This is a genomic window from Streptomyces griseoviridis, assembly GCF_005222485.1.
GTDB classification, from domain to species: domain Bacteria; phylum Actinomycetota; class Actinomycetes; order Streptomycetales; family Streptomycetaceae; genus Streptomyces; species Streptomyces hintoniae.
Window position 1 is genome coordinate 2,816,620 of record NZ_CP029078.1, and the last position, 11,968, is coordinate 2,828,587.

13 protein-coding genes and 1 tRNA gene are annotated in these 11,968 nt (G+C 74.3%); 7 read left to right on the plus strand and 7 right to left on the minus strand.

The window, feature by feature from the left end:
• The first annotated feature begins 35 nt into the window (after positions 1–35).
• From DDJ31_RS11575 to DDJ31_RS11585, 3 genes are all read left to right on the plus strand, one after another.
• Positions 36–1,670: an alkaline phosphatase D family protein gene (locus DDJ31_RS11575; RefSeq protein ID WP_127180358.1), complete on the plus strand. Its 1,635-nt coding sequence runs from the start codon at positions 36–38 to the stop codon at positions 1,668–1,670.
• 126 nt (positions 1,671–1,796) lie between these two features.
• Positions 1,797–3,743: an FAD/NAD(P)-binding protein gene (locus DDJ31_RS11580; RefSeq protein ID WP_127180357.1), complete on the plus strand. Its 1,947-nt coding sequence runs from the start codon at positions 1,797–1,799 to the stop codon at positions 3,741–3,743.
• Positions 3,744–3,826: 83 nt separating this feature from the next.
• Positions 3,827–4,276 carry a DoxX family protein gene (locus DDJ31_RS11585; RefSeq protein WP_127180356.1) on the plus strand — a complete coding sequence of 150 codons (450 nt, stop codon included), beginning with the start codon at positions 3,827–3,829 and terminating at the stop codon, positions 4,274–4,276.
• Positions 4,277–4,419: 143 nt separating this feature from the next.
• Here the strand turns inward: DDJ31_RS11585 and DDJ31_RS11590 are convergent, their stop codons facing one another.
• A complete protein-coding gene (locus DDJ31_RS11590; protein ID WP_127180355.1) occupies positions 4,420–4,956 on the minus strand; it encodes a superoxide dismutase family protein in 537 nt (178 codons plus the stop codon).
• A gap of 250 nt (positions 4,957–5,206) precedes the next feature.
• Here DDJ31_RS11590 and DDJ31_RS11595 point away from each other — a divergent pair, with 250 nt between their 5' ends.
• Positions 5,207–5,818 (plus strand): DedA family protein, encoded by a 612-nt coding sequence (locus DDJ31_RS11595; RefSeq protein ID WP_164784990.1) that lies wholly within the window; start codon positions 5,207–5,209, stop codon positions 5,816–5,818.
• Between the two features lie 13 nt (positions 5,819–5,831).
• Here DDJ31_RS11595 and DDJ31_RS11600 read toward each other — a convergent pair whose 3' ends face one another.
• A complete protein-coding gene (locus DDJ31_RS11600; RefSeq protein ID WP_127180354.1) occupies positions 5,832–6,056 on the minus strand; it encodes a DUF2277 domain-containing protein in 225 nt (74 codons plus the stop codon).
• Between the two features lie 148 nt (positions 6,057–6,204).
• Here DDJ31_RS11600 and DDJ31_RS11605 point away from each other — a divergent pair, with 148 nt between their 5' ends.
• Both DDJ31_RS11605 and DDJ31_RS11610 read left to right on the plus strand, forming a co-directional pair.
• On the plus strand, positions 6,205–6,468 hold the full coding sequence (locus DDJ31_RS11605; protein ID WP_127180353.1) for a GlsB/YeaQ/YmgE family stress response membrane protein: 264 nt from the start codon (positions 6,205–6,207) through the stop codon (positions 6,466–6,468).
• A 246-nt stretch (positions 6,469–6,714) separates the two neighbouring features.
• Entirely contained in the window at positions 6,715–7,047 is a 333-nt protein-coding gene (locus DDJ31_RS11610; protein ID WP_127180352.1) for a hypothetical protein, read from the plus strand.
• A 230-nt stretch (positions 7,048–7,277) separates the two neighbouring features.
• Here DDJ31_RS11610 and DDJ31_RS11615 read toward each other — a convergent pair whose 3' ends face one another.
• From DDJ31_RS11615 to DDJ31_RS11625, 3 genes are all read right to left on the minus strand, one after another.
• Positions 7,278–7,508: an FmdB family zinc ribbon protein gene (locus tag DDJ31_RS11615; RefSeq protein ID WP_127180351.1), complete on the minus strand. Its 231-nt coding sequence runs from the start codon at positions 7,506–7,508 to the stop codon at positions 7,278–7,280.
• A gap of 50 nt (positions 7,509–7,558) precedes the next feature.
• Entirely contained in the window at positions 7,559–8,932 is a 1,374-nt protein-coding gene (locus tag DDJ31_RS11620) for a hypothetical protein (protein ID WP_127180350.1), read from the minus strand.
• A gap of 131 nt (positions 8,933–9,063) precedes the next feature.
• Entirely contained in the window at positions 9,064–9,834 is a 771-nt protein-coding gene (locus DDJ31_RS11625; RefSeq protein WP_127180349.1) for a DUF4097 family beta strand repeat-containing protein, read from the minus strand.
• A 207-nt stretch (positions 9,835–10,041) separates the two neighbouring features.
• Between DDJ31_RS11625 and DDJ31_RS11630 the strand changes: the two genes are divergently transcribed.
• Positions 10,042–10,113 (plus strand) — tRNA-Val (locus DDJ31_RS11630).
• A gap of 77 nt (positions 10,114–10,190) precedes the next feature.
• On the opposite strand, the gene DDJ31_RS11635 is transcribed toward DDJ31_RS11630, so the two are convergent.
• Both DDJ31_RS11635 and DDJ31_RS11640 read right to left on the minus strand, forming a co-directional pair.
• A complete protein-coding gene (locus DDJ31_RS11635) occupies positions 10,191–10,535 on the minus strand; it encodes a hypothetical protein (protein WP_127180348.1) in 345 nt (114 codons plus the stop codon).
• Between the two features lie 102 nt (positions 10,536–10,637).
• The gene (locus DDJ31_RS11640; RefSeq protein WP_127180347.1) at positions 10,638–11,888 is read right to left on the minus strand and encodes a helix-turn-helix domain-containing protein; all 1,251 of its coding nucleotides are present in this window, start codon (positions 11,886–11,888) and stop codon (positions 10,638–10,640) included.
• Positions 11,889–11,968 lie beyond the last annotated feature (80 nt).

The window sequence follows — 11,968 nt, forward strand, 5'->3', positions numbered from 1 at the left end:
CCGTACGGGGCGACGGAGAGGGTGGGTGACGACACATGGCCGAACTGCGCCTTGGTCCCCTGTTGAGGTACGCGGACGGCTCGTCGGCGACCGTCTGGGTCGAGACGAGCCGCCCGTGCGCCGCCGAGGTGCGCTGCGCCGACGGCACCCGGGCCGGCACCCGCACCTTCCAAGTCGCGGGCCATCACTACGCGTTGGTCGCCGTCGAGGGGCTGACCCCGGGGACCACGACCGCCTACGAGGTGTTCCTCGACGGCGTCCGCGCCTGGCCGCCGCCCGACTCCCGCTTCCCGCCCTCGGTGATCCGCACCGGACGCGACGACGACGCCGTCAGGGTCGCCTTCGGGTCCTGCCGCTGGGCCGCGCCGCCGTCCGACGAACCCGACCCGGTCGGACCCGACGCGCTGGACTCCCTCGCCTCCCGCATCGCCGCCGCCCCCGAGGGCGAACGCCCGGACGTCCTCGTCCTGTTGGGCGACCAGGTGTACGCCGACGAGACCTCCGACGCCACCCGCCGCTGGCTGGCCGCCCGCCGCGACCTCGGCGAACCACCGGGCGGCGAGGTGGCGGACTACGAGGAGTACACCCGCCTCTACCACGAGTCCTGGCTCGACCCGGAGATCCGCTGGCTGCTGTCGACCGTGCCGAGCTGCATGATCTTCGACGACCATGATCTCGTCGACGACTGGAACACCTCCGCCGCCTGGCTCGCCGACATGCGGGCCACCGACTGGTGGCAGGAGCGGCTGCTGAGCGGTCTGATGTCGTACTGGGTCCACCAGCACCTGGGCAACCTCACCCCGGCCGCGCTCGCCGCCGACCCCCTCTACGCCGCCGTCCGCGCGGTCCCCGACGGCACCGACGCGCTGCGCGCCTTCGCCCAGGCGGCGGACGCCGACCCGACCTCGGCGCACTGGAGCTACCGGCGCGACTTCGGCCGGGTCAGGCTGCTGATGGCGGACTCCCGCGCGGCCCGCGTCCTCGACGAGCAGAACCGCGCCATGCTGCACCCCGGCGAGTTCGCCTGGCTGCGCGAACAGGCCCTCGACGCGCCGGGGTCCTACGACCACCTGCTGATCGGCACCTCGCTGCCCTGGCTGCTGCCGCACCTGGTGCACGACGCCGAGCGGTGGGACGCGGCGCTCTGCCGGGGCGAACGCGGGCCGCGCTGGGCACGGTTCGGGGAACGGCTGCGGCGCACCGCCGACCTGGAGCACTGGGCGGCCTTCCCCGAGTCGTTCGAGGAGCTGGCCGCGCTGCTCGCCGAGGCCGGTTCGGGTCCGCGGGCACCGGCGACGGTGCTGGTGCTCTCCGGGGACGTGCACCACGCGTACGTGGCCGAGCCGCGCTGGCCCGACGGCACCCCCGCCCCCGACGCCCGGGTCCTGCAACTGACCTGCTCACCCGTCCACAACTCCGTCCCCGGCTGGGTCAAGGTCGGTTTCCGGTTCGGCTGGAGCCGGGTGGCGAGGGCGCTGGGCCGACGGCTGGCCCGGCACGGCCGCTGCCCCCGGCCGGGGGTGAGCTGGCGCAGGACGGGCGGGCCGTGGTTCGGCAACCAGCTCATGACGCTCACGGTGCGGGGGCGCTCGGCGAGGCTGCGCCTGGAACGGGCGCGGGACGACGGCACCCTCACGACCGTGGAGGAGTCCGCCCTGACCACGACCTGAGGGGCGGCTCTCCTGATCGGGGTCCGCGTTGGCTTCTGCGGAGGCTGACGGCATGATGATGCGGACCGTCCGCTTCCGTCGGGCGTTTTCCCCTGCCGCGCCCCCACATGCCCGGGAGTCACCGTTTTGTCTGCACCGACCGCGGATCAGGCCCCCGTCTCCGTCGCCCTGGTCGGCGCCGGGCCGCGCGGCACCAGCGTGCTGGAGCGCCTGTGCGCCTCCGCGCCCGAACTGCTCGCTCCCGGTCGGCGGTTGACGGTCCACGTGGTCGACCCCGCGCCGCCGGGCGCGGGCCGGGTGTGGCGCCCGCAGCAGTCGCCCGAGCTGCTGATGAACACCGTGGCCTGCCAGGTGACCCTGTTCACCGACGACAGCGTGGACTGCTCGGGCCCCGTCCTGCCAGGACCGAGCCTCTACGAGTGGGCGGCGGGCGAACTGGGCCCCGACGAGTACCCGACCCGGGCGCTCTACGGCCGGTACCTGGAGTGGGTGTTCGCGCGGGTGGTGCGGCAGGCCCCGCCGTCGGTCCGGGTGGTCACGCACCGGGCCCGCGCGGTCCGCCTCGACGACGCCGACACCGCGGCCGAGGGCACCGCCACGGCCGGGGCCGACGGCGGGGACGGCCGCGGAGCGGCCGGGGGCCAGACGCTGACGCTGGACGACGGGCTGGTGCTGACCGGTCTGGCCGCCGTGGTCCTCGCGCAGGGCCATCTGCCGGTCGTGCCGGACGCGGAGGGGGTCAGGCTGGCCGGGTACGCCGAGCGGCACGGGCTGCGCCATCTGGCGCCCGCCAACCCGGCCGACCTCGACCTCGATGACGTACCGCCGGGCGAGCCGGTGCTGTTGCGCGGCCTCGGCCTCAACTTCTTCGACCACACCGCCCTGTTGACGACCGGCAGAGGCGGCCGCTTCGTCCCCGGCCCCGGCGGGCTGCGCTACCTGCCGTCCGGCCGGGAGCCGCGCCTGTACGCCGGGTCCCGGCGCGGCGTCCCCTACCAGGCGCGCGGCGACAACGCCAAGGGCCCCTACGGGCGGCACACCCCGCTGGTCCTCACCCCCGAGGTGATCGCGGGCCTGCGCAAGCGGGCCGACTCCGGTGAGGCGCCCGACTTCCGCGCGGAGATATGGCCGTTGGTGGCCAAGGAGGTCGAGACGGTCTACTACACGACCCTGACCCGCCGCCCCGACCTCGCGGACCGCTACCTCGCCGTCCCGCACGGCGACCCTCAAGAGGCCCTGTTCCTCGACGAGTTCGGGGTGGCGCGGGCCGACCGCTGGGACTGGGACCTGGTCTCCCGCCCGTACGCGCGACGGGAGTTCGCCGATCCCGGGCAGTGGCGGGCGTGGCTGCTCGCGCATCTGCGCGCGGACGCGGCCGAGGCCGCCCTCGGCAACCTGGACGGTCCCGTGAAGGCCGCCCTCGACGTGCTGCGCGACCTGCGCAACGAGATACGCCTCGTGGTCGACCACGGCGGCCTCACCGGCGTCTCCCGCCGCGACCACCTGGACCGCTGGTACACCCCGCTCAACGCGTTCCTGTCCATCGGGCCGCCCCGGCGCAGGACCGAGGAGCTGACCGCGCTCCTCGAAGCGGGCGTGATGGAGGTGCTCGGCCCGCGCCTGGAGGTGCGGGAGGAGGACGGCGCCTGGCTGGCCCGCTCCCTGGAGGTGCCCGGCTCCGAGGTCCGCGTGACCACCCTGATAGAGGCCCGGCTACCGGAACCGGAACTTCGGCGGACGGCCGACCCACTGCTCGCGGGGCTGCTGAGGACCGGGGCGTGCCGGCCGCACACGGTGGACGGTTACGAGACCGGCGGCCTGGACGTGACGGGCCGCCCCTATCACCTGATCGACCGCCAAGGGCGCCCGCACGCAAGGAGGTTCGCGTTCGGAGTGCCGACAGAAGGGGTGCACTGGGTGACCGCGGCGGGGGCCAGGCCAGGGGTGGATTCGGTCACGCTTTCGGATGCGGACGCGGTGGCGCGAGCGGTCCTGCGTGCGACGACGGCCGATCCGAAGCCGTATCCGGAATCGGACCCGTGGCCGAATGTTGAACTTGCAAGCATCGATTAGCCGCTCCTAACCTTGGTCACTCACTCGGTTCGTCCCCGGACCGGTCCCCCCACGACCGGTCGACCCGAAGGAGTACCCCCCACATGTCCGCACGTCTCAACGGCGTCCAGCCGTACGCGCTCGGCCTGTTCCGGATCGTCGTCGGCCTGCTGTTCGCCTGCCACGGCGCCGCCTCCCTGTTCGGTGTGCTCGGCGGCGCGGCCGGCACCGACGGCGGCACCGTCGACGCCGGAGCCTGGCCCGGCTGGTACGCGGCCGTCATCCAGTTGGTCGGCGGCGTCCTGGTGCTGCTGGGCCTGGGCACCAGGGCGGCGGCCTTCATAGCCTCGGGCTCGATGGCCTACGCCTACTTCAAGGTGCACCAGCCCGGCGCCCTGTGGCCGATGCAGAACGGCGGCGAGGCCTCGGCGATGTTCTGCTGGGCCCTGCTGCTGCTCGTCTTCACCGGCTCGGGGGCGTTCGGCCTCGACCGGCTGTTCACCCGGCGCTCGTCGACGACGGAGTCAGTCGAGCGCACCCCGGTCACCGCCTGACCCACGACGCCTGACCCACGACGACTGATCCACCACAACTGACCCACCACGACTGATCCACCGCTACCGATCCCCGGCCATCAGTGGACGGCCGCCGACGGGCCTCCCCCGGTTCTCCGGAGGAGGCCCGTCGGGCGTCGTCGTCAGGAGCGGCCGTCGCGGGGTCCGAACGGCACCGTGAGGCAGGCCACCCGCGCCCCCTTGGTGCCCGGCATGTCATGGATCACCACGGAGGACGCCTCCCCCGGCCTGAAGTCCCAGCTGTGCCGGGCGACCGCCGAGCCGGCGCCGTCGCGCCTGGCCGTGAAGTCGAGCCAGACCTCGTTGTCGGGGTTGGCGGCGGCCGGGTCGGTGGACGGCTCGTGCTGGTAGTGCCCGCCGGCCGCGGCGGGGTCGGCCGCGCACGGCTTCTGGTGCACGTGGACGCCGTACGCGTGTCCCGGCACCAGACCCGTGACCCGCAGCCGGACGGACGTGGCGCCGCTGTCCGCGGTGTGCTGGCGCACCTCGATCCAGGAGCCCGCCGGGACCAGCTTCCGGTCGTAGGTGAACGCCTTCGCGTGGGCGGCGCCCGGCGCGGCGAAATGCGCCTCCGCCCGTACCGAGTAACCCTGGGCACCGCCGGTGCCGGCCGCCAGAACGGCCGCCGCGACGGCGCCCGCGCATATTCCTGCCACCATGATGAGTTCCGTCCTCACTGTCGACGGGGTCGACGCTGTGCGACCCCCTGCGTCCGTTGCTACGGGACTCCGGGGCCGTCCGCCCCCGCTGGCGGGCAGCCGGGTGAACGGCGTCCCACGTCACGGTCGCCCCCGGTGCACCACCCGTCACCCTCCGGGCGTACGCTGTCTCGCTGTTGTCGGTCGCCCCTGCCGCTCCCCTGCGACATCGCGGCACGGTCAGGCCACGGGGGAGTCACGGGGAGTTGTGGTGCTGGAGAGTGTGGGGGCGTTGACGGGCGGCCCATGGATCTATGTCATGGTCGCGCTGTCGGTGCTGCTCGACGTGTTCCTGCCGGTCCTGCCGAGCGGCGTGCTGGTGATCACCGCCGCGACGGCCGCCGCCGCGGGCTCGGCGACCGGCCGGGTCTCGCCCGACGTCCCCGACATCCTGGCCCTGACGCTCTGCGCGGCCGCCGCGTCCCTCGTCGGCGACCTGGTCGCCTACCGGCTCGCCTGGCGGGGCGGGGCGCGCCTCGACCGCGCCATAGCCCGCTCCCGCCGTCTCACCCATGCGCAGGAACGTCTCGGCCAGGCCCTGGCCAGGGGCGGCGGCGCGCTGGTGATCCTGGCCAGGTTCGCCCCCGCGGGCCGCTCGGTCGTCTCGCTCGGCGCGGGCGCCGCGCACCGCAGGGCCCGCGACTTCCTGCCCTGGTCGGCGCTGGCGGGCCTGGCCTGGGCGGGGTACAGCGTCGCCCTCGGCTACTTCGGCGGCCAGTGGCTCGGCGCGACCTGGCTGGCGACCGGCGTCTCGGTGCTGGCCCTGTTCGCCGCGGGCGCGGGCGCGGTGTACGTGGTGCGCCGCCAGCCGAAGACGGCGTAGGCGGCGCGCGCCGCTAGCGGGCGGCGGTCCGTCCGCGTATCTCCAGGCCGTCCAGGAGGGCGGCCGTGGCCTCGGCGATCTGGTCGACCGCGTGGTCGAAGACCTCGCGGTTGTGGGCGGCGGGCGCCCGGAAGCCGGACACCTTCCGGACGTACTGGAGGGCGGCGGCCCGGATGTCCTCCTCGGTCGCCTCCTCGGGCAACGAGGGCGGACGCAAGGTCTTGATGCTGCGGCACATGCCTCCAGTCTCGCGCACGGGTCCGACAACGGCGCCCCTGGCTTCCGGCGACCTGAAACGGCTCGCGAAAGGGACGAGTGTCCCGGCGGGACCGGGGCAGTCTGCTATCGACACCGTTGTAGAGGAACTTGAGGAGAGGCAGTCAGGCATGGAGATCTCGGGCATCATCGCCGCGATCGTGATCGGCATCGTGATCGGAGTCCTGGGGCGCCTGGTCCTGCCCGGCCGGCAGCGGATCGGCATCCTCTGGACGATCCTGGTCGGCATCGTCGCCGCCCTGGTCGGCACGGCCATCGCCACCGCGCTCGGGGTCGCCGACACCGGCGGCATCGACTGGATCGAGCTGATCATCCAGATCGCGCTGGCCGCCGTCGGCGTCGCGGCCGTCGAACGGCTCAAGGGCCGCGGCTGATCCGACGGCCCGCACCCCTGCCCCGAACTCCATGGGCCCGGTACCGGGCCCATGGAGTTCGCCGTCTCCGTGACCGGGTTCAACAACGTTCGACAACCGCACGCGAGCTTCCCGCCCGGCGAGCAGGGTTCCACCCCGGCACGGAAGCATCCGTTCCGCACGGCGGAAGCATCAGCTCCGCACCCGTTCGCATGAACCCCCGGAAGCAACTCGCTTCTCAAAATCGAACAGGCGTACCATTGCCGGGTGGCAACGACCTATGACTTTCCGAGTGATCTCCGTGCCGGTCAGGAGGAGCTGCATCAGGTCCGGGCCGAGCTGTCGGCCCTGCTCAAGCGGCTGCCCTGGTCGGTGGTGCCCCTGGACGGCTTCAGCGACACGGGCGGCTGGCGCAAGGTGGAGCGCCCCGCCTCCCCCGGCTGGTCGGACGACGAGCAGGCCGAGGTGGAGAAGCTCCGCAGGCGCGAGCACGAACTCGCCGTCTTCGTCAGCACGCACCGCTTCTGGGCGGAGGTCGCCGCACCGGAGCGGGTCTCGGCCCGGATGTCCCTGAAGCACCCGGACCCGCACGACGGCTGACCCGCACACGCCGAAGACGGCGGATCTACGCGCCGGAGACGGCGGAACCCACGCGCGGGAGACAGCCGACCCGCACGCGCCGGAGACGGCGGGACCCCGGCCGTCACTGGCCGGGCCCTCGCACGTCAGGCCCGTACGCGTCACGTCACCGCTGACGCGGCGCCGCGCCAGTCGCGCCCGCAGCGCCGGTCAGACCCGTCAGGCCCATCGGGCCGATCGGGCCCATCGGGTCAGCCGCAGCACCCGCCCCCGCAGCATCCACCGCCACCGCCGCCACCGCCGGCCGGTCCGGGCGCCGGTGCCGAGGCGGACGCGGAGCCGCCCACCGCCACCGTCGACAGCAGCTTGACCGTGTCGTCGTGGCCCGCGGGACAGTCGGCGGGGTCGGCGGACGCCGCCATCGGGCGGCTCAGTTCGAAGGTGTCACCGCAGGTACGGCAGCGGTACTCGTAGCGAGGCATACGGACAGGCTAGCGGGCGGCGGGCGAACTCCCCAGGGGGCGCAGGCCCTTCACTGTCCGCCGCCGCGCTCGTCGCGGATCTGCCCGACCACCCGGGCCACCGCCTCCCGCACCCCCTCCGTCTCCGTCAGGAAGTGCCAGTAGTCGGGGTGCCTGCCCTCCAGGGTGCCGACCGCCCGGTCGAGGCGGGCGACCGCGTCGTCCAGCGGGCGGGCGTGGCGCGGGTCGGGGGTGGTGCGGCCGGACATCGCGAGCCGCTGGGCGTCCCGGATGGCGAACCGGGTGCGGTCGATCTCCTGCTGGGGGTCCTTCTGGACGGCGTTCAGCCGGTGCAGCCGGTCGCCCGCGGCCGACACCGACTCGTCGGTCGCGGTCAGAAGGGCCCGCACGGTCGACAGCAGGGCCGTGGCGTCCGGCCAGCGCTGGGCGTCCCGCGCGCTCTGCGCCTCGCGCAGCTTCCGCTCGGCCTGCCGGACGTTCTCCACGGCCTCGTCGGGCACCTGCTGGAGGTCCTGCCAGCAGGCGGCGGTGAACCGGCGGCGCAGCTCGCTCAGGACCGGGTCGACCTGCCCGGCGCGGGTGGTGAGGGCCTGCGCGCGGGTGCGCAGCGAGACCAGCCGGTGGTCGATGCCCGCGGCCTTCTCGGGCAGCTCGTGGGCCTCGGCGCGGACCGCCTCGGCCGCCCGCGCGACCCGCTCGGCGCGCTCCAGGGTCTGCGGGACGCCGTGCTGTCCCGCGCCCTGGTTCAGTTTCGTCAGCTCGGGGGCGAGCGCGGCGAGGCGGGCGGCGAGGTCGTCGGCCCGCAGTCCCGCGGCGCGAACCGCGTCCAGCGCGTTCGACGCGGCGAGCAGCGCCTGCCGGGCCCGTTCGACGGCGGGTGCCAGCCGGGCCAGCTGGGTCTCGGCCTTGCCGAGGAGCGGGCCGAGGCCGTCGGCGAACCGGTCGAGGTCCTGCTTGACCCGCCCCAACTCGTCCTTGGCCGCGGTCAGATCGGTGCGCGCGCGGGCGGCGACCGACGCCTCCAGGTCGTCGCGGTCGAGGTCGTAGGAGTCGACGGCCTCGATGTAGCGGTGGCTCGCCTCGTCGATGCGGCGGCCCAGGGCGTCGAAGTCGGCGACGGCGCGGCGGGCGGCCGGCGAGTCGTCGACCGCGGTGATGGCCTCTATGGAGATGCGCAGATCGCGTTGGGCGGTGTCCAACTCGTAGAAGGCGGCGGCCGCCGCGTCCTTCGCGGCCTGGGCCTCGGCCCGCCGGTTCTCGGCGCCGCCGCCGCCGAACCAGCGCCGGGTGCCGCCGCCCGCGAACGCGCCGGGCAGGGCGAGGGTGACCAGCAGGGGCAGCGCGACGAGGGTGAGCGTGTCCCGGACGGGACGAGGTGCGCGCGGCTCCAACGGCGAGTTCGGCTCTCGTGGTGTCGCCGTCACATCCCTCTCCCGTGCTGTCGTCCGTCCCGGCGGGTGTCCTGCCATTCTCCCACCGGTGGTGAACGAACACACGGGCCGATCAGTTCGCGGTTCGCGCAGCGGCCTCCGCGCGCCGGGGCCTGCCGTCGGGCTCAGGTCGCCGCGCGCACCGTCACCCGGCCGTCCCGGGTGGTCGCGGTGACCGTGTGGGCGCTGTGTCCGTCGCGGGGCACGGAGACGTCCACCGAGCCGTCGTCGGTCCTGGTGGTGACCCGGTAGGTGGCGTGCGGCAGCGTCACGGTGACGGCGCCGTCGTCGCTGTCGGCGGAGACCCGGTCGGGCACCGCGGCGAACCGGAGGTCGATCGAGCCGTCCCGGGTGCGGGCGGCGACGCGCGGGGAGGAGCCGTCGGCGCGCACGCTGCCGTCGTCGCTGCGCAGGTCGAGCGGTCCCGTGGAGTCGCTGACGTCGACGGAGCCGTCCCGGGTGCGGACGCTCAGCGGACGGGTGAACCCCTGGGCCCGGACGCTCCCGTCGTCGCTGCCGACCGTGACGGCGACCCCGCGCGGCACCACGATCCGGTGCCTGGCCGCGCAGTCGGCGACGACCCCTGAGCACCGCGCCCGCAGCACCAGCCGGCCGTCCTTCATCGACCAGGTCGCCTTCGGGTCCGAGCCGAACACGACGGAGCCCTTGAACCACCGGGTGACCTCGACCTTCCCCGCCGGGGCAGCGTCGGTGGCGACGATCTCCAGCGCGGAGTCGTCCGAGTCGAAGGTGAGGGTCGTGCCGGTGAGCGCGAACGCGCGGTGGTCGGGGTCCTCGTCGTCGCTCGCGGAGGCCCCGCACGCGGTGCCGGCCCCCACGAGCAGCAGGACGGCACCGGCGGCGAGGGCCGCGCGGGCGGTGACGGAACGAGCCATGACGATCTCCCCCAGGGACAGGCTGTGCGGCTGCTGCGACGCCGTCGACGCTACGGACCTGGCACCGCCGACGACATCCGGGCCACCGGCGGATCGAGGGTGGGGAAAACCCCCGAACACCCCGCCACCGACCCCGATACGGTGTGCCGCGCCCGCGCCCCGGCAAGGTAGGCTGTCCACTCGACCTGGGCGCGGAGCCCGGTCCCGGGGTGCGTAGCTCAGGGGTAGAGCGCCTGCCTTACAAGCAGGATGTCGGCGGTTCGAAACCGTCCGCGCCCACAGCATCGAGCAAGCAGGTCAGAGCCTCGGCGGCACATTTCCGCCGGGGCTCTTTCCTTGCGCGCGGTGACCGCGGATCACCGGTACTCCCGCATCAGCCTGCGGAGCGCCGCCCCGGTCGGGCAGTCGTCGATCGTCGCCTCGTCCCGACAGGGCTCGCAGCCGGGGGCGTGCGCGTACAGCGCGGCCAGGGCGGCGCGGGGGATCTCCCCACGGTGGGCGCGCGGGTACCAGGTCACCGGTTGCCCGGCGCGGACGGTGTCACGGCGGCCCAGATCGACGGCACCGGTCGTGGTGAGGGGGATCCCGCTGAAGACGCAGCGGGCACCGGCGCGCTGCTGGTCGGTCAGCCGGTCGGGCGCCGGAACGTCGAGCAGGGCGAGCCCGCCGAGGACGTGGGTGCTCGTCGTGGTCTCGCCCATGGTCAGGCCTCCGAAGCGGTCGGGTCGATCCGTCTCACACGGGTGACCGTAGGGCCGACCGCGGGCGGGCAGGGGCACAGTTTGTGCCCTCAGCCGTCCAGCTCACGCCGCCAGCAGCCCCAGCTTCACCGCCAGTTCCGACGCCCTTCGACGCCGGGCCGGACTCTTCGCCTCCGTCTGCTCCCAGACGATCCTCTTCGCGTAGCCGTTGTAGCGGATCGTCTCGGGCGCGGCCTCGTGCGCCTGCGCCAGCGTCGCCAGCGCGACGTCCGGCTGCCCGTCGAGGTGGTAGCCGCGTGCCGCCTCGATCCGGTGCCGGGCCCGGCGCGGCCGTGACGGGATCACCAGGTTGTCCGCCGCCGCTGCCTGCCGCACCGACTCGCCGCCCTGGTGGAGCTCCACCGCCACGGTCACCGCGTGCGCGCCCATGATGGCCCGGCCGAAGCTGGTGACGGGGTGGTAGTAGCTGGGCGGCAGACGGTCCGCCATGGTCCGCGCCTCGTCCCAGTACCTCCACGCCGTGCCCGTCTCGCCGCGGCGGGCCGCCGTGTAGCCGGCCTCGAAGGTGAGGGCGCCGACGATGGCGAGGACGTCGTCGTCGGCGTCCGGCAGGAGCGGGGTCAGCAGCTCCAGGGTGCCGAGGTTGAGCGCGTCGGCCGCGTCATGGTGCGCGGGCCCGGCGTCACGGTGGGCCTGGACGGCCAGCCAGGCGGCGACGCCGAGGGTGTGCGGGTCCTCCGACTCCTGGGCGGCGACGAGCCCGCGTTCGGCGACGCGCCACAGCAGGGCGGCGTCGGGCTGGTAGGCGACGAAGAACTGCGACAGGGAGTACACCTCGGCGAGGCGGGCCTGGGCCGCGCGCCGGTCGGCTGCCGTGTCCGCCTGCCGGACGGCGAGTTGGGCGTCGCGGATCAGGTCCGGCAGCAGGGCGCCGATGACGTCGCGGTGGTGGGGCGCCGAGTGGCGGGCGGCCCACGCGCGCGCGAGGCGGGCGTCGAGGTGCTCGACGGGAGGCGCTTCGCGGGGATCGCTGAGGGTGAACGCGTCGACGGCGGCCTTGACGGCGGCGAGGCGTGGGTGGCCAGGGCCGGTGAACAGGTCGACGTGCACGGACTGGTCACCGGTGAGGTCGGCCAGGTCGCGGACGCGGAGGATCTCGGCGAAGCGGAGGATCACTTCCAGCTTCGGGGTCTTGAGACGTCCGGTCTCGACGGCCTTGAGCCAGGAGCCTGTGCGGCCCATGAGTCCGCCGAGCTGCTCGCGGGTCAGACCGCGGCGGGTGCGCAGGATCTGGAGCCGCTGGCCGAAGACGAGCGGGTCGGTGTACGGGTCGGGGGTGGCGTCAGATGGCACGGTCTCGCCCCAATCTCTGGACAGGTCGCACTGTCAGGTTAGGGGGCGGGGCCTTGTCCGTGGGCGGCCCGGGATCGGCC